General features: G+C 55.4%; 20 protein-coding genes and 1 riboswitch. Of the genes, 13 read left to right on the plus strand and 7 right to left on the minus strand.

The window, feature by feature from the left end; translation table 11 throughout:
• Position 1 precedes the first annotated feature (1 nt).
• Positions 2-61: riboswitch (Glutamine riboswitch) on the minus strand.
• A 126-nt stretch (positions 62-187) separates the two neighbouring features.
• Both glyQ and QQ91_RS17135 read right to left on the minus strand, forming a co-directional pair.
• The gene (glyQ, locus tag QQ91_RS17130; RefSeq protein WP_166276469.1) at positions 188-1,066 is read right to left on the minus strand and encodes a glycine--tRNA ligase subunit alpha; all 879 of its coding nucleotides are present in this window, start codon (positions 1,064-1,066) and stop codon (positions 188-190) included.
• Positions 1,067-1,145: 79 nt separating this feature from the next.
• Entirely contained in the window at positions 1,146-1,766 is a 621-nt protein-coding gene (locus tag QQ91_RS17135; RefSeq protein WP_166276472.1) for a hypothetical protein, read from the minus strand.
• A gap of 222 nt (positions 1,767-1,988) precedes the next feature.
• Here QQ91_RS17135 and QQ91_RS17140 point away from each other — a divergent pair, with 222 nt between their 5' ends.
• The 3 genes from QQ91_RS17140 to QQ91_RS17150 all read left to right on the plus strand — a co-directional run bounded on the left by QQ91_RS17140 (position 1,989) and on the right by QQ91_RS17150 (position 6,383).
• On the plus strand, positions 1,989-3,131 hold the full coding sequence (locus QQ91_RS17140) for a ferrochelatase (protein ID WP_166276475.1): 1,143 nt from the start codon (positions 1,989-1,991) through the stop codon (positions 3,129-3,131).
• A gap of 361 nt (positions 3,132-3,492) precedes the next feature.
• On the plus strand, positions 3,493-5,427 hold the full coding sequence (ftsH, locus tag QQ91_RS17145) for an ATP-dependent zinc metalloprotease FtsH (protein ID WP_166276478.1): 1,935 nt from the start codon (positions 3,493-3,495) through the stop codon (positions 5,425-5,427).
• A 212-nt stretch (positions 5,428-5,639) separates the two neighbouring features.
• Positions 5,640-6,383, plus strand: coding sequence for a pentapeptide repeat-containing protein (locus QQ91_RS17150; RefSeq protein WP_166276481.1), 744 nt, complete (start codon positions 5,640-5,642; stop codon positions 6,381-6,383).
• 12 nt (positions 6,384-6,395) lie between these two features.
• Here the strand turns inward: QQ91_RS17150 and prfB are convergent.
• Positions 6,396-7,515 (minus strand): peptide chain release factor 2 gene (gene prfB, locus QQ91_RS17155; RefSeq protein ID WP_166276484.1). Its coding sequence is split into 2 segments (ribosomal slippage): positions 6,396-7,439 and positions 7,441-7,515, totalling 1,119 coding nucleotides; the frame shifts between segments, so codons are not numbered across the junction.
• A gap of 209 nt (positions 7,516-7,724) precedes the next feature.
• On the opposite strand from prfB, the gene pds reads away from it, so the two are divergent.
• The 6 genes from pds to QQ91_RS17185 all read left to right on the plus strand — a co-directional run bounded on the left by pds (position 7,725) and on the right by QQ91_RS17185 (position 14,262).
• A complete protein-coding gene (gene pds, locus QQ91_RS17160; protein ID WP_166276651.1) occupies positions 7,725-9,161 on the plus strand; it encodes a 15-cis-phytoene desaturase in 1,437 nt (478 codons plus the stop codon).
• Positions 9,145-10,083: a phytoene synthase gene (locus QQ91_RS17165; protein WP_166276487.1), complete on the plus strand. Its 939-nt coding sequence runs from the start codon at positions 9,145-9,147 to the stop codon at positions 10,081-10,083. Before pds ends, QQ91_RS17165 begins: the two co-directional genes overlap by 17 nt.
• Before the next feature lie 80 nt (positions 10,084-10,163).
• Positions 10,164-10,766, plus strand: a complete 603-nt coding sequence (locus QQ91_RS17170; protein ID WP_166276490.1) for a DUF4129 domain-containing protein — start codon at positions 10,164-10,166, stop codon at positions 10,764-10,766.
• A complete protein-coding gene (locus tag QQ91_RS17175; RefSeq protein ID WP_166276493.1) occupies positions 10,763-11,875 on the plus strand; it encodes a DUF4350 domain-containing protein in 1,113 nt (370 codons plus the stop codon). The genes QQ91_RS17170 and QQ91_RS17175 overlap by 4 nt, the downstream gene beginning before the upstream one ends.
• A 121-nt stretch (positions 11,876-11,996) precedes the next feature.
• A complete protein-coding gene (locus QQ91_RS17180) occupies positions 11,997-12,944 on the plus strand; it encodes an AAA family ATPase (protein WP_166276496.1) in 948 nt (315 codons plus the stop codon).
• A gap of 10 nt (positions 12,945-12,954) precedes the next feature.
• Positions 12,955-14,262: a DUF58 domain-containing protein gene (locus QQ91_RS17185; protein WP_166276499.1), complete on the plus strand. Its 1,308-nt coding sequence runs from the start codon at positions 12,955-12,957 to the stop codon at positions 14,260-14,262.
• On the opposite strand, the gene QQ91_RS17190 is transcribed toward QQ91_RS17185, so the two are convergent.
• Complete coding sequence (locus tag QQ91_RS17190) at positions 14,240-15,232, minus strand: stage II sporulation protein M (RefSeq protein WP_166276502.1); 993 nt, start codon at positions 15,230-15,232, stop codon at positions 14,240-14,242. The genes QQ91_RS17185 and QQ91_RS17190 overlap by 23 nt on opposite strands.
• Positions 15,233-15,304: 72 nt before the next feature.
• On the opposite strand from QQ91_RS17190, the gene QQ91_RS17195 reads away from it, so the two are divergent.
• On the plus strand, positions 15,305-16,147 hold the full coding sequence (locus tag QQ91_RS17195) for a DUF7847 domain-containing protein (protein ID WP_166276505.1): 843 nt from the start codon (positions 15,305-15,307) through the stop codon (positions 16,145-16,147).
• A complete protein-coding gene (locus tag QQ91_RS17200; RefSeq protein ID WP_166276508.1) occupies positions 16,144-16,935 on the plus strand; it encodes an RDD family protein in 792 nt (263 codons plus the stop codon). Before QQ91_RS17195 ends, QQ91_RS17200 begins: the two co-directional genes overlap by 4 nt.
• A gap of 17 nt (positions 16,936-16,952) precedes the next feature.
• Here the strand turns inward: QQ91_RS17200 and QQ91_RS17205 are convergent, their stop codons facing one another.
• Together QQ91_RS17205 and QQ91_RS17210 are read right to left on the minus strand one after the other, a co-directional pair.
• Complete coding sequence (locus tag QQ91_RS17205; protein ID WP_166276511.1) at positions 16,953-18,308, minus strand: TRAP transporter large permease; 1,356 nt, start codon at positions 18,306-18,308, stop codon at positions 16,953-16,955.
• Positions 18,309-18,370: 62 nt separating this feature from the next.
• Positions 18,371-18,958, minus strand: a complete 588-nt coding sequence (locus QQ91_RS17210; RefSeq protein ID WP_236095934.1) for a TRAP transporter small permease subunit — start codon at positions 18,956-18,958, stop codon at positions 18,371-18,373.
• 232 nt (positions 18,959-19,190) lie between these two features.
• On the opposite strand from QQ91_RS17210, the gene asnS reads away from it, so the two are divergent.
• Both asnS and QQ91_RS17220 read left to right on the plus strand, forming a co-directional pair.
• The gene (asnS, locus tag QQ91_RS17215; RefSeq protein ID WP_166276513.1) at positions 19,191-20,591 is read left to right on the plus strand and encodes an asparagine--tRNA ligase; all 1,401 of its coding nucleotides are present in this window, start codon (positions 19,191-19,193) and stop codon (positions 20,589-20,591) included.
• Entirely contained in the window at positions 20,592-21,443 is an 852-nt protein-coding gene (locus tag QQ91_RS17220; RefSeq protein WP_166276515.1) for a hypothetical protein, read from the plus strand.
• Here the strand turns inward: QQ91_RS17220 and QQ91_RS17225 are convergent.
• Positions 21,440-21,826 (minus strand): hypothetical protein, encoded by a 387-nt coding sequence (locus QQ91_RS17225; protein WP_166276518.1) that lies wholly within the window; start codon positions 21,824-21,826, stop codon positions 21,440-21,442. The genes QQ91_RS17220 and QQ91_RS17225 overlap by 4 nt on opposite strands.
• Positions 21,827-21,847: the final 21 nt, after the last annotated feature.

Consider the following 21,847-nt stretch of genomic DNA (forward strand, 5'->3'; position numbering starts at 1 on the left):
AGGCGCGTTCCTTCGGGAATACTCCCTACTTCCGTCTCCGAGCAAAAGGGAGATGAACGAGTCTAAGTTTACTTCTGTATCACATGATACCCATTGAAAATTAAAACTGTGTATCAAAAAGCTTAAGAAGAGTTTAAACTGCGCCTCAGCCTCCTACTCCGCTGATTCAATCAATTGTTAATTTTTCTTAAGCTGCCCCTTTCTTGAGCAGGGGAAACCCAAGATTCTCCCGCTGCTGGAGATAAAGTTGGGCGACCCCTCGCGCCATCTGGCGAATTCGGCTGATGTAGCGAGTTCGCTCTGCCACGGAAATGACGCCCCTTGCATCGAGTAAATTAAAGGTGTGAGAGCATTTGAGGACGTAATCTAGGGCAGGTAAGACAAGGGCGCGCGCTAGAAGCTGCTGAACCTCAGTCTCGTAGAGATTAAACAGCTGAAACAGAAGATCCGGGTTGGAGGCGTCGAAATTATAGATAGACTGCTCAATTTCTCCCTGCAGGTGCACATCGCCGTAGCTGAGGGTGCCGTTCCAGTCAATTTTGGCGATCGCATCCACGTTCTGAAGATACATGGTCAGCCGCTCTAACCCATAGGTGAGCTCCACGGAGACAGGCTTGCAGTCCAAGCCGCCACACTGTTGGAAGTAGGTGAACTGCGTGACTTCCATTCCGTCCAACCAAACCTCCCACCCAACACCCCAGGCCCCCACGGCGGCATCTTCCCAGTTATCCTCCACAAAGCGGATGTCATGATCCTCCGGCTGGATACCGAGGGCGCGGAGGGACTCTAGATAAATCTCTTGAATCTCATCAGGGGAGGGTTTGATCAAGACCTGATACTGATAGTAATACTGGAAGCGGTTGGGATTTTCGCCATAGCGTCCATCTCCGGGACGGCGGCAGGGCTCCACGTAGGCCACCGACCAGGGTTCAGGCCCCAGGGCGCGCAGAAAGGTGTGGGGGCTTTTGGTGCCCGCTCCCTTTTCAATGTCATAGGCCTGAACGATCAAACAGCCGCGATCGCTCCAAAACTGATGCAGGGTGGCAATTACTGACTGAAAATTCACGTTGTTTCGATATCCAAACCGCCCAAAAATCATACCCTAAACTGCTAACCCTGGTTGCCCCTCCCAGGGATCGGCTTCCCTAGGAGATGGGTAGCAGCTGATCAATACAATCCACCAGCGCCTCAATGGCCGTCGTTTCCACCAAGGATCCCGATGCCCTACCCTGGCAGAAGGGTTGGCGATACCATCCCCTCGCCTGTGTAGGCGATCGCCACAGATCTAGATGGGAAATAGGCGGATCGGCAAAAAAAGTTCGCTCCCCGCCCAGGAGGGCCGCCGTGAGATCACTCCAAACATCGTGGCTAAAGCGAAAGGCTGGAACCGCACCTCCGAGGGGAACCCCCCAACCATCCCAGGCCATTAATCCCAGGACAGATCGGCCCCGCAGCCGTTGAATTTGAGCAGCCTTCAATGCTGGGATAACCCCAGCGCTGAAGCCCAGATACACAGAATGATCCTGTCCTGAATGATCCGGTTCTGAGGGGGGGCGATGGCCTGGGGGGGCATGGTCTCCGGGGATGATCTGTGTGCCCCCAGGACCACAGGTGAGGGCCACAAAGGGACGCCGCCGCCACGGATCTGCACTGGCGGCAGATTGCGGCAAGAACTCTGAATCTTGATCTCCCAGACCCTGGGCTGGCGGGGGATCCGGCGTCCGCTGCCAGGCAGCAGCGAAGGCGGCAGCGAAGGACCGCGTCAAATCGTCTCCATGAAATCCTGAGAAAATCTGAACTTTTAACAATGTTTTTGCCTCAATGCAGGGGGGAATCTCTATAGATTTATGAATAACAAGGGTTTATGACGACTCCCCCAGAGGGGGATGCTAGGCTAAAAGCGGTACATCCGCATTGGTTAATCTTAGCGATATCCTTTTCTTGTCGTCAGGATTAACCCGCTTACCCGAATTCCTGGAGAACTCCACATGGTCGCGACCACTAACCATTCCCATACCCACGAGGCCTCACAAACGCAGACGGACCGCGTCGCTGTTTTGCTAATGGGCTACGGTGAGGTAGAAAAGTACGAAGACTTTGCCACCTACAATGAACAGGCTCTCAATCTTTTAACCGCCAAATTTGCGCCAGTTCCCACCTGGCTTTATCCGCCCCTTGCGAAGCTGCTGGCGATGTTTGATCTCCATGAATGGGGACATCAGCATCACAACTTCATTTCTCCCCATAACGCAATTTTCGAACGGCAGCGGGCGGGCATCGAGAAAACCCTGCAAGACCGATGGGGCGATCGCGTACAGGTGTTCAAAGCCTTTAACTTCTGTCCGCCTCACCTCCCGCACCAGGTGCTACAGCAGATTCACGATGCTGGATTTCAGAAGGTTTTAATCTATCCGCTGCTGGTGGTGGACTCTATTTTCACCAGTGGCATTGCGGTGGAGCAGGTGAACCAAGCACTCAGTCAAATTCAGATCGGAAAGGAGACTTCCCAGCCCTGGCTTCAGGATCTTCGCTATATCCCTTCGTTTTTTAATCAACCTGACTACATTCACCTGCTGGCTGATCTGGTGCGCCAAGAGATCCAGACAACCCTCGCCTCAACCTATCTTCCCTCCCAGATCGGCATTGTGCTGATGAATCATGGCTGTCCCCACAAAGCCAAGGGATTCGTGTCGGGCATTGAAGAAAGTGAGGCCCTGTATCAGCAGGTGCGCGAGCAGTTGGTAAATCAATATCCCTTGATCTCCATCGGCTGGCTCAACCACGATACCCCCCTCATTGAATGGACTCAACCCAACGTCTACCAGGCAGCTAAAAATCTCATCACCTTGGGAGCAAAGGCAATCGTGATGATGCCGATTGGATTTGCCACGGAAAACCATGAAACCTTGCTAGATGTCCACCACATCATCCATCGCCTTGAAAAGTCGGCTTCCGATGTTCAATGCATTCAAATGGACTGTGTTAATGATCATCCAGCGTTTTTAGACATGGCGGCCAATTGGGCCATGCCCCAAATTAAATCTCTGTTTGAATCCTCTTCAGATCCCAGCGTCGCATGGGGAGGCGCGGCTCGCACCTCGCACCACGCCCATGCTCATCCCCACGCCTAAGGTAGGAAGGGATTCCCCCAACGCGATTTCAGGGGGAAGGGCCAAAATGATCCCGTAAATCGTCGCAGAGGCCTTGGAGAAAAGCTCTAAGGTCTTTACTCTTGAAGCTGCCCCTAGGGGGGAAACCGCCTTCCCTGGGCCGATGCCCGTAGCAGAGTTCTTTCTTTTTCACTTAAACTAAGCTTGAGTAAGGATTCAAAAATGTTTATCCCGGCTATTGATGTGGGTATGGTTACGATACCCTTCTCCACTGCCCAGACCTAACCCTATCGTGGTGGGAGAATCCTCACTCCCGCCGACCTTTTTCCTATTCCAGCACCGGCCCATGAAAAACGCGTCCTCTTGTGCGACCCCCTTCGGTATGAACAAAAAAATAGGCTCTCTGCGAACGCTGTGGCGGCTTTCTGCTCTGCTGCTGGGGTTGTGGACTGTCCAGGGGTCTGCCCTAGCCCAGGCGAATGCACAGGCGCAGGGGGACCAAGAGGACATTAATTACAGCCAGTTCATTCAACTCGTGGATCAATGTCAGGTTCGCGCAAGCTGTCAACTCAAAGAGGTGAAGATCCGCACAACCCCAAAGCAGCAGTTGATTGAGTTTCAACTTGGGGAAGGGGAGTCAGCCAAAACTCAAACCGTGGGGTTATTCAAGCGGAACCCCGAGTTGATTGAGCGCCTGAATCAAAACAATGTGGACTATACCCTCATGCCCCAGGAGGGGGACAATCCCCTGGTGGGCCTGATGATTAACCTGTTCCTCGGGTTTTTGATTGTATTACTCCTCATTGCCTTCCTGCGCCGGGCTAGTGGAGCCTCTGGGGGTGGCCCCGGCCAAATTCTCAACTTTGGCAAGTCCCGCGCCCGCTATCAGATGGATCCCGATACCGGAGTCACCTTCGAAGATGTGGCAGGCATTGAAGAGGCGAAGGAGGAACTCCAGGAGGTGGTGGGTTTTTTGAAACAACCCGAACGCTTTACCACTGTAGGGGCTCGCATTCCCAAGGGCGTGCTGCTGATTGGTCCCCCCGGAACCGGAAAAACCCTGCTGGCCAAGGCGATCGCCGGGGAGGCCGGGGTTCCCTTTTTTAGTATTTCCGGTTCGGAGTTTGTGGAAATGTTTGTGGGGGTTGGGGCTTCCCGAGTCCGCGATCTGTTCCGTAAAGCCAAAGATAGTGCCCCCTGTCTGGTGTTTGTGGACGAAATTGATGCGGTGGGTCGCCAGCGCGGGGCCGGTATTGGTGGCGGGAACGATGAGCGTGAGCAGACCCTCAACCAGCTCTTGACGGAAATGGATGGGTTTGAGGGCAATACGGGCGTAATTATTATTGCCGCCACCAACCGCCCGGATGTTCTCGATTCAGCCCTGATGCGACCCGGACGCTTTGACCGCCGCATTAATGTGGATTTGCCATCCTACAACGGACGCTTAGGAATTCTGCAGGTGCATGCCCAGAACAAGAAGCTATCAGAAGAAGTATCTCTAGAGGCCATCGCCCAGCGCACCCCAGGATTTTCCGGTGCCTCCCTGGCCAATCTGCTCAATGAAGCAGCCATTCTCACGGCCAGACGACGGAAAGAGGCGATCACCAACCTGGAAATTGAGGATGCCATTGACCGAATCACCATCGGCCTGTCCCTGTCCCCGCTGCTGGACAATAAGAAAAAGTGGCTCATTGCCTACCACGAGGTAGGCCACGCCTTGCTCATGACCCTGTTAGATCACACAGACCCCCTTAATAAAGTCACGATCATTCCTCGTTCGGGTGGAATTCAGGGATTTGCCCAGCAAATTTTTGATGAAGACCGGGTGGATAGTGGGTTATACAGTCGCGCCTTCCTGATGGACCAGATTAAAATCTATCTCGGTGGCCGGGCTGCTGAGGTGGAAATTTTTGGCGAGGAGGAAGTCACCATTGGCGCCAGCAGCGACCTGCAAGCTGTGGCTAACGTGGCTCGAGAAATGGTGACCAAGCTGGGGATGTCCCAGCTAGGGCATGTGGCCCTGGAGCGGGAAAATTCTGATGTATTTTTAGGCGGTGACTGGTCGTCTCGCAGCGAATATTCTGAGGATATGGCGATTAAAGTTGATTACGAAGTGCGGCAGATCGTGATGCATTGCTATGAAGAAGCTCGCCGTCTTCTGCGTGAGAATCGCCCGCTAATGGACCGTCTGGTGGAGATTCTGCTGGCTAAGGAAACCCTGGAAGGGGATGAATTTCGGGAGATTGTAAAGCAGTATAACCAAAAGTCGCTCAAGGAACCCTCCTTTCGCAAACTCTCCTCATCTTCCTCCGGCTGAAGGACCCTAGATCTTCGCCATAGTTTGAATTTGGACTGGGGCATCCCTGGGACAATGGCGATAGGTCTGAGGCAGGTGCGGCGTGTATGATATTCAAACTGCCAGGGTATTCTTCTCCCTGGGACCCAGGGAACCGCGTTTGTGTCTTCCGGATAGCAGGCCCATAGTCTCTTCTCGCGCCCGTTGATTATTTTTAAACCATTATCCTGCCGATGAATTCTCAATACGAAGTCAACTATCAATCCCACCACGAAGGAGCCGCATCGTTGGATTATCAAGATATGGATCTTGCGGGTCAGGACCTCCGAGGACTGGATTTGAGGGGGGCTAATCTTTCGGGGGCCAACCTGGAGCGGGCGGATCTGCGAGATGCCAACTTAACCCGCGCCAATTTAAGTCAGTCTATTTTAGAGAGAGCGGATTTGCGAGGGGCGATTTTAATCCGGGCCAACCTGAGCGGCGCCTCCTTAATTAGCGCAGATCTGAAGGGGGCGAACTTTACCCGCGCCAATATGAGCGATACGCTCCTGGATCAGGCCCAAATGATGGACACCATCTTTAAAGACGCGCTGCTGACGCGCTCTAGTCTTTGGCAAACCATGCTGACACGGGCAAATTTAAGCCGGGCAAACCTCAGCGAAGCCAATTTAGAGGGGTCTGTGATGATTGGTGTGAACCTTTGGCTGGCCATTCTCAGTCGCGCCAATTTGCGAAAAACAAACCTAACTGGGGCCAGTTTGGTGGCCTGTGACCTGAGCGAGTCTATTTTGGTGGACGCAGATTTAACCGGAGCAAATTTTAGCCGGGCCAATATGGCGGGAGCGGATTTGGGGAATTTGACCCTCAATGAAACCAACTTTAGCCGGGTGATCTTGAGCTGCGCTAACGTCAGAATGGTCAAGTTCGACGATGCGAAGATGACCAAGGCCGTCATGCCTGACGGGGGAACCTACTAGGGTCATCCCAGGCTAGGGTTCGTCTGTCAGGCTTTGGCTTTGGCGCAGGTAGGATTCAATGAAGGGATCAATGGCCCCGTCCATCACCTCAGTGATCGCTGGGGTTTCCTCATTAGTGCGCAAATCCTTGACCATCTGGTAGGGATGAAACACATAGTTGCGAATTTGATTTCCCCAGGCTGCCTCTACCATGTCGCCCCGGATATCTGCAATTTCCTGAGCCTTCTGCTCCTGGGCAATGACTAGCAGCTTGGCTTTTAAAAGCGCCAGCGCCTTCTCCTTATTTTGAAGCTGCGATCGCTCCTGGGTGCAACGAACCGCCAATCCCGTGGGCAAGTGCACCACTCTCACGGCGGTTTCCACCTTATTCACATTTTGGCCCCCCTTTCCCCCCGAACGCGAGGTGGTAATTTCTAGATCCTTATCGGGAATGTCCAATGCCACCTCGTGATCCATCAGCGGCATGACCTCAACGCCCACAAAGCTGGTCTGACGCTTGCCGTTCGCGTTGAAGGGAGAGATCCGCACCAGGCGGTGGGTTCCCTTTTCGGACCTCAGATAGCCGTAGGCGTACTTGCCTTCAATCTCCAGAGTGGCCGATTTAATCCCTGCCTCATCCCCTTCTGAAAGTTCTGCGAGCTTTAGCTTATAGCCCTGGCGTTCACCCCAGCGGGTGTACATGCGCAGCAACATTTCAGCCCAGTCCTGGGCATCGGTTCCCCCCGCCCCGGCATTCAAGGTGAGCACAGCACCGTTGGCATCGTAGGGGCCAGCAAGCAACTGCTGCAACTCCCAATGATCCAGTGCTTGCTGCAAATCGATCAGGTTTTTTGCTGCTTCTTGAAGCAATGCCGGGTCGCTCTCCAGCTCCAGCAAATCCACCACAGCCTCGGCATCCTCCAGCTTTCCCTGCCAGTCATGAAACTGCGCGAGGCTGGATTTCAGGTCATTTAAATCTTGAAGAATACGCTGGGCTTGGGCTTGATTGTCCCAAAAGTCTGGCTCTGCGGCCTGGTGCTCTAGATCGTGAATTTTGGCATTGAGAGCAGGCAGGTCAAAGATAGTCCTGGGTCTGACCCAGGCGCTTGGACATAGAATCAATCTCTCGCTTGAGATCGGCCATCTCTAACATAGAATCTACCGGTAGGAGCACTGTTGGTTTCCTGACCTAGTCTACCGGATTTTTGCCGGGCCCGGACCCGGACCTCGTCCCTGCCGGTTCCCAAAAAATTAAAAAAACTAAAGCTATGTAACATATTGCAAAGGTATAATGGGTCGGAGTCATTTTCTTGCCTTAGGAATATGGCTGCTCAGCTGTATCGGAGTCAATGTGGAGAGCGAATGCGAGTTGCGATCGCCGGGGGCGGACTAGCAGGATTAGCCTGTGCCAAATATCTGGTGGATGCGGGGCACACCCCGATTGTTTTAGAGAGCCGAGAGGTGCTCGGCGGTCTGGTAGCGGCCTGGAAAGATGAGGAGGGAGACTGGGTTGAAACCGGTCTGCACAATTTTTTTGGGGCCTATCCCAATATGCTGCAGCTCCTGGATGAATTAGGAATCAGCGATCGCATTCAGTGGAAGCGCCACGCCCTGATTTTTAATCAGCCGGATAAGCCAGGGGTGCTCTCCTGGTTTGATGTGCCGGATATCCCGGCTCCCTTTAACGTGATTGTCTCGATTTTGCGCAATAACGACATGCTCTCCTGGGGGCAAAAGGTGCGTCTGGCGATCGGTCTGATTCCCGCCATCGTTCGCGGAGATAAATACGTGGAGTCCATGGACCGCTACACCCTCTCCGAATGGCTGGCCTCGCGGGGAATTGATCAAAAAGTAGACCAGGAAATTTTCATTGCAGCCTCTAAGGCCCTTAAGTTTATCGACCCGGATAAAATTTCTGCCACCATTCCACTGCGCGCTCTGAACAAATTCTTGCAGCAAAAAAACGGATCGCGCATTGGCTACCTGGACGGCGCCCCCCCCGATCGGCTCTGTCAGCCCATGGTGGATTACATCACCGCCCGGGGCGGCAAGGTGCGCCTGCAGGCGCCGCTCAAGGAAATTGCTCTGCAGGAGGATGGCCGCGTTCGGCATTTTCTAATTCGCGGTCGTGGGGGCGCAGCGGATGAAGTGCTAAGCGCAGACGCCTACGTATCAGCCCTGCCTGTGGACGTGATGAAAGTGCTGATGCCCTCCCCCTGGCAAGAGATCCCCTATTTTGCCAACTTAAAGGAGTTGGAGGGGGTGCCGGTGATTAATGTACAAATTTGGTTTGATCGCAAGCTCACCCACATTGATCACACCCTATTCTCGCGATCGCCCATCCTGAGTGTTTACTCAGATATGAGCAATTCTTGCAAAGCCTATGAAAATCCCCATCAGTCCATGCTGGAGCTGGTGGTCGCTCCGGCGGAAGACTGGATTCATCGTCCCGATGCGGAGATTATGGCGGCCACCCTTCAGGAACTTGAAAAGCTCTTTCCAGAACATTTACCGGAGCCAGCTCGGGTGGTAAAGAGCCATGTGGTCAAGACTCCGCGCTCTATCTACACCGCGACTCCGGGCCGTGAGCAGTTCCGACCCGCTCAGGCTTCTCCAATTCCAAACTTTTTCCTGGCGGGAAGCTACACAGCTCAGCCCTTCTTCGGAAGTATGGAAGGGGCCGTGCTTTCTGGTAAGCTGGCTGCACAGGCCATTTCATCTGCCGAAGCAGACTCTCTGGCTGCTGTCTCGGCTCCTCTGCCAACTTCCTCCAAAACGACGAATGCTGCAACTGCCTGAAACACTGAGAAGAACCAAAGTTTTGTGTAGCCTAGAGGAGTCTTACGAGCAATGTCGTAGGATCACGGCAGATTATGCCAAAACCTTTTACCTGGGAACCCTGCTCATGACCGAAGAAAAGCGGCGGGGCATCTGGGCAATTTATGTGTGGTGTCGCCGCACCGACGAGCTGGTGGATGGACCCCAGGCAAAATTTACGACTCCCGAAACCTTGGATCGCTGGGAGGCTGAGCTAGAGGCCTTGTTTGAGGGCGACGCAACGGACGTGACCGATGTGGCCTTAATTGACACAATTCGCCGTTTTAACCTAGACATTCAACCCTTTCGGGACATGATTGCGGGTCAGCGCATGGACTTGTACCGTAGCCGCTATGAAACCTTTGAGGAGTTGAAGCTATATTGCTATCGGGTGGCGGGCACCGTGGGATTGATGTCGGCCTCGGTGATGGGGTTGCAGCCCTTTAGCGATGAGCTCCAGGCGCCCTGGATCGATCCCTTTGAACCCGAGATGCGAGATCCCATTCAGCAAGCCATTGCCCTGGGAATTGCCAATCAGCTCACCAATATTCTGCGCGATGTGGGCGAAGATGCGCGGCGAGAGCGCATTTACCTGCCCTTAGAAGATTTGGCTCTCTTTAACTACACTGAGGCGGATCTGTTTCGCGGGGTGATTGACCATCGCTGGCGATCGCTTATGAAGTTTCAGATTGCCCGCGCCCGTAAGTTTTTTGCCCAGGCGGAGAGCGGCGTGCGTGCTCTGGAAAAGGATGCCCGTTGGCCTGTGTGGTCAGCGCTGGTGCTGTACCGTCAAATTTTAGACGTCATTGAGAAAAACAATTATGACGTCTTTACCAAACGAGCCTACGTTCCTGGGATGCAAAAAATGATGACGCTGCCCTATGCCTGGATGAAGTCTCTTTAGTCTGTTGTCAGACTAGATTTAGTCTATTGTCAGGCTAGATATTGTCAGGCTAGATATTGTCAGGCTAGATAAGGATCTCCATGGCCGCGACCTATCAAAAAACAAGTTTGGATTGGCAACTCCAAAAGCTTGGGCAACGAGTCAGCGAGTGGATCGAGCTCCGGCTGCCCGATCGGTCATGGTTCGATGGAAACTCGCCGGCCCCCTGGGTTTTTCCCGACTGGTGGTTCGAGGTGGCGCTTTGGGGGATGGTGGCGCTTTTAGTCCTCTGCGTTGGAATCGTGCTGTATCGGTGGCTGTGGCCCTATCTGCAGGGGAAACAGCGACACCTCAAAACCTGGCGCGATCGCTCTCAAAGGGCGACTCCTCCGGTGCAATCTCCCCTGGGTTGGCTGCAGCAAGCCCAGCATCAGCAGCGTCAAGGACAGTACCGGGAGGCCTGTCGATCCCTATACATGGCGCTGCTACAGCGTCTTCATGAGGGCGACCTTGTCCCCCATGATGCCAGTCGCACCGATGGAGAATATCAGCGGATCCTGGCGCAAACTCCAGCGGCCTTGGCTTGCCAAATCTTGATTCAAACCCATGAGCGGCTTCAGTTCGGGCAAGCGGAGATTTCCCAAGAGGGCTATGAGCGTTGTCTGGAGGCCTACCAAAGTCTAGATCGAGGCTTGCGTTCATGAAAGGCCCTCTCCGCCGCCGCTGGCTCTTGGGGCTGGTGATCCTGATGGTCATCGTGGGGGGGATTCTGGTGCTGGCGCCCCGCAGCGATCGCCAGGGCAGCGGATCCACCTTTAGCCGCGCTCCAGACGGGTACGGCGCCTGGTACGCCTACATGGAGCAGCGGGGCATTCCCATTCAGCGCTGGCGCCGCCCCCTTCAGGATTTGATCGCGCAGCAGCCTCAATCGGGGCACACGCTGGTTCAGGTCCTGCCCTTTCCTCGATTGAGCCTCTCGGAGTTGGAGACCGCTTGGATTCAACAGGGCAATACCTGGGTGATGTTGGGCCTGCCGCAACCGGTGACCCCAGCCCCCTTTTCCAGCCAGCTATCCACGCCTCAAGGCCCGGTCCACATTCAAACGGCTCGCCGCTATCCCCAGACCGATGAGGCGCTGCTCTCCGATCGCTTTGGGGCGGTTCTCTGGCGCGAAACCCTGGGTCAGGGCAGCATCATTTATGGGGTGCCCGCTGATTTGGCGGCGAACGCGTATCAGGAGGCGCCAGGTAATTTTCCTTTCCTGGCGAACTTGGTGGGCTCCGGCCCAATCTGGATAGACGAATATCTCCATGGCTACAAGGATCCGGAGGTCGCCCAGGCAGAAGGAGATAGGGATTGGGCGTCTTACCTTCTGAAAACGCCTCTGCTGCTGCTGTTGATTCAGGGGGGGATTTTGGTCATGGTGTTGATCTGGGCGAACAACCGTCGCTTTGGACAGCCGATTCCCCTCACGCATGCCCAACTGGACAATAGTGAAGCCTATATTCAGGCCCTGGCCGCAATTCTGCATAAAGCAGATCGCAGCGAGTTTGTGATTGAGGTTGTGGGTCGCGAAGAGCAACTGCAAGTTCAGCGATCGCTGGGGCTAGGCCATCGGGTTGTGGATCGGGAGGCCTTCCTGCGAGCCTGGACCGAACAGACAGGGCGACCGGGAGCAGATCTGATGCCATTGTTGTCCCCCGATCGACCTAAAACCGCCCGAGATCTGCGGACCTGGCTGTGGCATCTGGAGCATATTCGTCAGCACCTCCCCCAGCGATCGCGAGACCTCCGGACACCTAGCGACGGGTGAGAGGGCATGCGGATCTGTGATCTTCCTAGCCATTGCAGGGAAAGTCTAGGTGGGCCGGAATTCATTAAGGGCGGGCCGGAATTGATTAAGATAAATGTGCCGTAATTTAAGGGATGGGGGTATGGAGCTTCAAGCCACCTTTATCCGTCTCCAACAGTCGCTGAATCAAACCATTGTGGGGCAGAACCCTCTGGTGGAGCAGCTCTTGGTGGCGCTTTTGGCCGGAGGGCATGTCATTTTAGAAGGGGTTCCCGGAACTGGCAAGACCCTACTGGTGAAGGTGGTAGCTCAGCTGGTCCAATCAGAATTTCGCCGAATTCAGCTCACGCCAGATATTTTGCCCTCCGATATCATCGGGACTAATATTTTTGACCTCAACAGCCGTGAGTTTACGCTCAAAAAAGGCCCCGTGTTCACGCAAATCCTACTGGCCGACGAAGTGAACCGCACACCGCCCAAGACCCAGTCAGCCTTGCTGGAGGCCATGGAGGAACAGCAGGTCACCCTGGATGGCCAAAGCCTGCCGCTCTCGGATCTGTTTTGGGTGATTGCGACCCAGAACTCCCTGGAATTTGAAGGCACGTACCCCCTGCCAGAAGCCCAGCTGGATCGATTTCTCTTTAAGCTGCGGGTGGACTATCCCCATGGGGAAGCGGAAAAACAGATGCTGATCAACTACCAGGCTGGTTTTCAGGGAAAACGGATTGACTTGGCGGCCCTAGCCCCTCTCACCTCAGCACCTGAAATTCTGCAGGCGCGGCAGGCAGTGCGATCGCTGCGGGTGGAGGAGTCCATTCTGGACTATGTGCTAAGCCTGGTGCAAAAGACTCGGAGTCATCCCGATCTCGTCCTTGGAGCTTCCCCCAGAGCGACGGTGGCCTGGGTAAAGGGGAGTAAGGCCCAAGCCTGGCTGGCCGGGCGCAGCTTTGTGACGCCTGATGATGTTAAGGCAGTGGCCCAACCCCTCCTTCGACACCGTCTGATTCTCAGACCGGAGGCCCAGCTCGATGGCATGGAGGTGGATGCCATCATCAGATCGATTCTGGCGCACGTTCCGGTGCCTCGCTAGGGGGACTGCGATGGTACCAGCACTGCGCACCTACGGTCTACTACTGCTGAGCGGCGCCATGGCCGTGATGCTCTGGCTGCTCTTTTCGCCCACCCTGGGAGTCGGAGGGCTGCTGCTGTTTAACCTGCTGGTGGGAGGGGTGGCCCTTTGGGATCATCGCCGCCTTCGCTCCCGGCGCGTCCAGGTGCTTCGGCAGGTGGCCCACCGACTTTCCATTGGCCGCGATAACCCGGTCACGCTGACCCTGATCACTGGCGATGGGCCGGCAACGCTTCAGGTTTGGGATGCCTATCCCCTAGCATTCTCAGGCACCGCAATGCCGCTGCAGGTCCAGCTTCCCCCCCAGACGCAGCAGGATCTGACCTACACTGTGCACCCCACCCAGCGCGGTACCTACGACTGGAAATACGTGCAGGTGCGGCAGCTCAGTCCCTGGAAGCTGAGTTGGCACGACTGGCGCCTTCCCCTGGCCGAAACGGTGGCGGTTTATCCTGATTTGCTGGGGCTGCGATCTCTGACGATTCGCCTCACCCTAGAATCCTCGGGAAATATTCGCCGGGCGCGGCGTCTAGGCATCGGCACAGAGTTTGCGGAGCTGCGCGAGTATGGCGTAGGGGATGATCCTCGATTCATTGACTGGAAGGCGACGGCCCGACGCGGAGTCCCGCTGGTGCGAGTCCTAGAGCCCGAGCAGGAGCAGACCCTCATGATTCTCTTGGACCGCGGTCGCCTAATGACGGCTCAGGTAAAGGGATTAGCTCGATTTGATTGGGGTTTAAATGCCACCTTGTCCCTGGCCCTGGCGGGGCTGCATCGGGGCGATCGCGTGGGGGTCGGTGTCTTTGATCGCCAGATCCATACCTGGATTGCGCCCCAGCGCGGCCAGGCCCACTTGAATACCCTCATTGAACAGCTCACGCCCATTGAGCCCAAGCTACTAGAGCCCGACTATCTGGGTGCGGTGACCACCCTGGCCAATCAACAAACGCGACGGGCGCTGGTGGTGGTGATTACCGACATTGTGGATGCCACGGCCTCTGTAGAACTTCTGGCGGCCCTGGGACGTTTAACACCGCGCTATCTCCCCTTTTGCGTCACCCTGCGCGACCCCCAGGTGGATGTGCAAGCCCATCGGCTGACGCAAGACATCCCCAGCAGCTATGCCCGTGCTGTGGCCCTGGATTTACTGGCCCAGCGTCAGGTTGCCTTTGCCAGTCTCCAGCAGCAGGGGGTGCTGGTGCTGGATGCCCCGGCGAATCAAGTGTCCACCTCCCTGGTGGATCGCTATCTCCAGATCAAGGCCAAACATCAGCTTTAGAGGATGGCAGGGGCCTGGGCTGACGACTACAGTAAGCCCCAAGGGCCGTCAACAGCAGGAGACCCGCCAGGTACTTAAGCGGGTCCGCAATCAGGGGACTGGGGGAGAAAAAGCCTTCAATCCCCCCGGCCACCACTAACAGGGGAATGACTCCATACATGAGCTGCACCGCCTGCAGCCCATAGTATTTGAGAGCATCGCGCCGCCGAAACTGACCGGGAAAGAGCAACCCGCGGGCAATCAACAGCCCTGCGGCCCCGGCCATGAAGATAGCGGGCAACTCCAGGGCGCCGTGGGGAGCGACGAAGGCCCAAAAGGGGATCGCCAGGTTGTTTTGACCCACCAGCGCCCCCACAGCGCCAATGAGCAATCCGTTGAAAAATAATAAAAAGATGGTGAAGATCCCCAGGGTCATCCCACCAGCCACCGCTCGAAAGGAAACCGACAGATTGTTGATCATGATGGAGCTTGAGGCCACGGGTTCCGTGCCCAAAATCGATCCCATCCACAACTCGCCCTTTTCCTGGACAGTGTGGATCAGCGGTTCTGGCACCACAAGCGCAAGAAACACCGGATCGCGCCAGGCAAACCACCAGCCCATCACCCCCCCTAGGGCAAAAAGTCCAGTGGCCAGGGCCAGGGATCCACGCGTGTTTTGAATTAACACCGGAAAGCGATCGCGATAAAAGGTCACGATGGACCGCCAATTCTGGGGGCGCAGCCCCTGGTATATCTGGCTGTAGCCACGGGAGGTGAGGCGCTGCAGCACCTGTACAAGGGTGAGCCCCACCTGGGACTGATGGGTTCGGGCGCGGGCGAGGTCAGCACAGACCGAACGATAGAGACTGGCTAATTCCTTGATCTCTGAAGTCGAAAGCGACGGTAGCCCGCGCCGTTCCAATTGGGTCAACAATGCTTCTAAGCGGGTCCAATTGGGTTCTCGTCTGGCAATCCAGCGTTTGACATTCATAACCCGAAAGATTGAGCAAGGGGGAAAACTCGCCTAAGATAGCCTCAACCTTGGCACTTCGTTTTGCAAGCTATGTTTAATTCTAATCCGAGTCGTCCGTTTCAACCGCTGAGTGTGGGGGACGTGGTCAGTGCTGGGGTGCGCCTCTATCGAACCCATCTGACTCAATATCTGAGGCTCTCGGCGATCGCCTACCTCTGGATTTTTGTCCCCGTGTATGGATGGGCAAAGTACAGTGAAATCACGGGGCGGATTGCTCGCTTAGCCTTTGGAGATGTCATTCAGCAGCCGGAGTCGGAAGCAGAGGTCATGCGCCATACCCAGCCTCAGCTCTGGAATTTTCTGGCGGCGGGGCTACTGGTGGGCTGTATTGCCTTCGGAATTTATATCGTGGTGATCATTGCCCTGCTGATTTTAGTGGGGCTGGCCTTGGTTCTAGGATCGGTATCTCCAGGGTTGGCGAGGGTGATCCTGCCGATTTTTGCCGTGGTGGGGTTTATCGCCCTGCTGATTTTGATCATTCGCCTCTTTTCACGTCTGTTGATTGTGGAAGTGCCCCTTGCCATTGAGCCAAACCTGGACGCGGTTTCGGCCATCAGTCGCAGCTGGAAGCTCACTCAAGGGGCCGTAGGTCGCATTCAGTGGATTGTGGTGGTGACCTTTCTGATTACCCTGGTGGTGAATATTCCCACCCAGGTCCTTAGTGCCCTGCTTCCCACCGAGGACGTCAACCCTGGGGTGGCCCTGCTCTCCACCTTCCTCCTGTTGGGGGTGAGCTTTGGGGGAGCCATCCTGGTCATGCCGCTCTGGCAGGCGATTAAGGCCGTAGTTTACTACGATCTGCGGGCGCGTCGGGAAGGCTTTGGGCTAGGCTTGCGAAATCCAGCGGGGCCGATAGATCCCATAGATCCATGAGCTTATTTAATCGCGTCAAAATTCGCACTCCCGAAAGTGTCGAGCTGGAATTTCGCCTGGCAGGCATCGGCAATCGTGCCGTGGCGCTCTTGGTTGATTACCTAATCTGGGGCCTGCTGCTGCTGGGTTTATTAAGTGCCTGGGCCTGGCTCTCCTATCAAATCCAGGTGTCCATGGACACCATAAATGGTGCCAAGGAGAATGGGAATCTCTGGCTCACGGCCGTTGCCCTGCTCATCGTATTTGGGGTGTATACGGGCTATTTTGTGGTCTTTGAAACCCTTTGGCAGGGGCAAACCCCCGGCAAGCGCTACGCTAAAATCCGCGTCATTCGTGAGGATGGTCAGCCAGTGGGTTTAGCCCAGGCTCTGCTGCGATCCCTTTTGCGCCCCCTGGACGATATTGCCTTTTTAGGGATGCTGCTGATTATTCTGGGGCAGCGGGAAAAGCGGCTTGGGGACTGGGTTGCTGGCACGTTGGTGATTCAGGAAGATCGGTCCTTCTCCCCATTGGCCCTGGGAATGTCACCGGAAGTGCAAACCCTGAGTCTGGAGATGGCCCTGGAGCATGAGGTAGGTCAATTACACCCGGATGACTTCGCGGTGATTCGTGAATATTTGCAGCGTCGTCAAGCAATGGACTGGCGGGCGCGCTCAGAACTGGCTATCCACCTTGCCCAACAGGCCATCCAGCTCATGGGGCTATCCCCCTTGCCCTTCGAAACGTCGCCCGAGGTTTTCCTCGAAGCCGTTTACCTGGCCTATCAACAGCAGACCACCCATGAATAGAGGCCTAGAAGGAGACCCTAGCCTGCTCCCAAGGCGGGAAGAAAGCTAACAAGATTCGGGAAGAGAATAATCAGCAGCAGAACCCCTAGCTGCAGCAAAATAAAGGGAACCACCCCGCGATAGATATCCTGGGTGCTCACCTGAGGGGGAGCTACGCTACGCAGATAAAAGAGGGCAAAGCCAAAGGGCGGGGTTAAAAAGGAGGTTTGCAAATTGGTGCCCAGAATGACCCCGTACCAGATTAAATCCAGGCCTAAATATTTTGCCACCGGCACAAATAGCGGCACCACAATGAAGGCAATTTCAAAAAAGTCAATAAAAAAGCCCAGCACAAAAACCACAGCCATACTGACCCCAATGAAGCCCCAGGTTCCCCCAGGCAGATTGGCCAGTAGATTAAACATAAACTGATCGCCATTGAGGCCACGAAACACCAGGCTAAAGGCAGTCGACCCAAAGAGAATAAAAATCACCATGGTTGTGGTACGCAGGGTGATGTCACTCACCTCCTGCAGCGCGCCCCAGGTTAACTGACGATTGGCGTAGGCGAGGGCGATGGTGCCGAGACAGCCCATGGCTCCAGCCTCAGTGGGGGTTGCAAGGCCAAAGAAAATACTGCCCAGGACCAGTAAAATCAGCACCAGGGGAGGCAGCATGGCCCTCAGAACCTGACGTCCTAACTGACGGCGGCTAATCTGGCGGAGGGATTCTGGCAGGGGCGGGGCAAGGTCGGGCCGCAGCCAGGTAATCACTAAGACATGCAGGGCAAAGGCAGCAGTCATGATCAGCCCCGGCAAGAGCGAACCAATGAACAAATCCCCCACCGAGACCCCCAGCTGGTCTCCAAGAACCACCAACACCACGCTGGGCGGAATGATCTGGCCCAGGGTTCCCGAGGCCGCAATCACTCCTGTGGCCAACTGCTTATCATAGCCATAGCGAAGCATCACCGGCAGGGCAATCAGGCCCATGGCAACGACGGTGGCCGCCACTACTCCCGTGGTGGCGGCCAGGAGGGCTCCCACCAAAACCACCGCCAGGGCCAAGCCACCGCGCACTCGCCCAAATAAAATGCCCATGGTTTCGAGCAGGCGTTCGGCTATCCCAGTTTTTTCCAGGACAGATCCCATGAAAATAAAGTATGGAATCGCGAGCAGCGTGTAGTTGGACATGGTGCCAAAGATCCGCTCGGGCATCGCCGTTAGAAAAATTGGATCAAATACCCCAAAGGCAATACCAATCCCGGCAAATAGCAGGGCCACCCCCCCCAGGGAGAAGGCCACCGGATACCCCAGCATAAGCAGCGCAAAGGCTGCGACAAACATCCAAGGCCCAAGCCAGTTGGTGTCGATTTCAATGACCCATTCACCCATCTTGATGCCTCATCTTGATGCCTCAACCTGCGATTTCTCCATTGACTGGGGCGCGATCGCCATTACAGTTCTGACTCAGGGGGGTCGAGAGGGGGCACCCGCTGACCGGTGAGGAAGGCCCACTGCTTGATAATCTCTGCAATTCCCTGAAGAATCAGCAGGGCAAAGCTCACCAGAATCATGGTCTTAATTGGATAGCGCGGCAATCCACCAGGGTCAGGCGAAAGCTCCCCGATTTGCCAGGAGCGCACCACGCTTTGCCAGGAAACCACGATGACCATCAGGCAGAAAGGAATCAAAAACAGCAGAGTTCCCCCAAGATCCACCCAGGCCCGTCGCACCCTCGACCAGCGATTGGAGAGAACATCGACGCGCACATGTTCGTTATGGCGGAGGACATAGGCCGCACCCAGCAAAAAAATCAAATCAAAGAGATACCACTGGGCTTCAATCAAGGCGTTAGAGGTGAGGTTGATCCCCAGGGCGCGGCCTAAAAACCGTCCGATCACGTTCCAGACCCCCACGCCAATCATGATCACCACCAGCCCCAGGCTGAGGCGGCCAATCCCTTGGTTGAGTCGATCGATGCCATCGGCCAGGGGAAGGAGGAAGGCTGGCGCACGCCGCAGGAAAGTGCGAAGGGAGGGCAAGGGGAAAATCCTCATCACAGCAAAAGCTAGGCGATCGCGCGGACAATCTGCCCAGGGTAGCCTCATTAAACCGCCTTTGTTGGCACGGCGCAATCACCTCAGGCAACTCCTCACGGGCCGCCAGGGCCTCGGCCAGTCTGCTAGGATTGCACGGGTAAGTCAAGGTCTGGGTACGGTCTAGACACGGTTTAGACAGTGGATCCCTGGGCCCATCGTTTTAGGTTCTGACCCCATGGCTGTTTCTCGTCCGCCTTCTATTCGATCGATTCTGAACCATGGTCAACCCGGTGATGCAGTGATGGCCAATGGCTGGGTGCGATCCAAGCGAGTCCTGAAAGGCTTTGCCTTTCTCGACCTCAATGATGGATCCTCCATGCAGGGACTGCAGGTGGTGCTTGATGAAGCCTTGCCCGCCTTTGCGGCGCAGCTCAATCAGCTGGGAACGGGCGCCTCGGTCACGGTGCACGGAGACCTGGTGGCCTCCCAGGGCAAAAATCAACGCATTGAGCTGAAAGCCACTTCTCTGCAAGTATGGGGAACCGCTGACCCACAAACCTATCCCCTACAAAAAAAGCGACATTCCTTTGAGTTTCTGCGCACCATTGCCCATCTGCGATCGCGCACCAATACCTTGGGCGCAGTGTTTCGCGTTCGCAATGCCTGCTCCCACGCTATCCATCAGTTTTTCCAGGAGCAGGGGTTTCTCTGGGTACACACCCCCATCATTACCCATGGCGACTGCGAAGGCGCTGGAGAACAGTTTAGCGTCACAGCCTTGGACCTCCATCACTTGCCCCTGACCGCCCAGCAGTCCATTGACTGGAGCCAGGACTTTTTTGGCCAACCCACCTACCTGACCGTCAGCGGTCAACTGGAGGCAGAAATTATGGCCATGGCCTTTACTCATGTCTATACCTTTGGCCCCACCTTCCGAGCAGAAAACTCCAATACCTCGCGTCATTTAGCCGAGTTTTGGATGGTGGAGCCCGAGATGGCCTTTTGTAATCTGCAAGGGGATATGGATTGGGCCGAATCCTTCCTAAAATTTGTCTTTCGTCAGGTGTTGGAGCAATGCGCCGACGACTTTGAATTTTTTAACCAGCGCATCGACTCCACAGTCTTAGAAACCGCCCAGCTGATCATTGATCAGCCCTTTGAGCGCATGACCTACACCGAGGCCATTAATCGCCTGGAACAGTGCGATCGATCCTTCGAGTTTCCCGTGGCTTGGGGCATCGATTTACAGTCCGAGCATGAGCGCTATCTCACCGAGGATCTGGTCAAACGGCCGGTAATTGTAACTGACTATCCCAAGGACATCAAAGCCTTTTACATGCGCCTCAATGAAGATCTAAAAACCGTAGCGGCCATGGATATTCTGGTGCCCAAGATTGGAGAGCTGGTGGGCGGGTCGCAACGGGAGGAACGCCTAGAGGTCCTGCAAGCCCGCATGCAGGAGACAAATCTGCCTGGGGAGGATTACTGGTGGTATCTCGATCTCAGACGCTATGGCACCGTTCCCCACGCAGGCTTTGGGTTAGGGTTTGAACGCCTAGTACAATTTATGACGGGAATGCAGAATATTCGTGATGTGATTCCATTTCCCCGAACCCCCATGAGTGCAGATTTTTAAGTGGAACCCTTTATTCTTGGGAGCTATTCCCACAAAAAACTCTTCTGTGAGCTGATTCTCCAGGGCGATTCCCCGAACCCTGCCCCCCTGAATTGGCCTGAGCTGGATGCATCCGCCCAGGAGCGCCTGGCTGAGATGAGGTTTTGGCCATCCCTCTACAAGCAAAAGGTGCATCAGGCCCAAACCCTTGCCAGCTTTAGCCACAGCGCCTCCGGAAAGCTGCTCCAGGGAGCCATTGCTCAAATTGGCCAGGAAAGTCAGGCCCAGGCCGATTTTATTCGGGACCTGTGTCAACAGTATCAACTGCCTTCGCTGGCGCCACCTGGCCCCTCGCCCCTGAGGGGTGAGGCAGGCTTCAAGCGATCGCTCTACAACGCCAATCTGGAGCTGTTTTTGGGGTCCGGGCTGCTAGGGCTGCTGCGCCAGGCTCAATATTTGCCAACGCCCCTGCTGGAGTTGTGGGCCAGCCAGCTGCAGATTCAAGCCAGACACGTCATGTTTCTGGCCAACTGGCTGGTTTTCCAAACTCAAGTCCGCCAAAAGCCAGAATATGAAAGCTTCGGCGCTGTGGCGATTTGGCATCAGCGTCGCTGGCTCTGGGAACTGCTGCAGCGCACCCATCGCAATGAGTATGATGACACCTTACCCGAGTCACCCACCCAGGCCGATCGACTCCTGGGACAATGGACCTTTTCCCAGATCCTCTCCGCTTGTCAGCACAGCTACGCTGTCCAATTTTCCGCCTTTGATCCGCGCCTTGTTCGCCCCCTGCTGTTGCCGCGCCTGGCCCAGGCCTACATTCGTATGGTTCGGTTCTGGCCGCAGAAAACAGATCCGTCCCCAGAATCCTAGGCGAGCGTTTCAGGACGATATCCCAATCCCTGGATAAGTTCGGCTTCAAAGACATGGATTTCTTCGGCATCGGGTTTGCCATGGACGATGACGGGAATGTGGTAGCGATTCATCACCATGGTGGGAGACTGGCCCTGCTCCAGACTCTCCAATAATGAGATCATGGTGGAGCTTGGCCTGTAGGGAACCCCCACCTCCAAAAGGAAGGCCTGCAGATTGTCCAGGGATCCTTGATCCCACAGCAGTCCCGTTTTAATGCGCACCACCCACCCATCTAGCTGATGCAGCACCGTGATAAACCGAATTGGCAAGGCGTGATGCTTGAGATGGTAGATGACTCTTAACACGAGGCTAAGCTTGCCAAGATGGTAAAGATAATCCATGACTCTTGTATCCTTCCGATG

Origin of the sequence: Lyngbya confervoides BDU141951, from assembly GCF_000817775.3 — a bacterium.
Lineage (GTDB): Bacteria > Cyanobacteriota > Cyanobacteriia > Thermosynechococcales > Thermosynechococcaceae > Lyngbya > Lyngbya confervoides.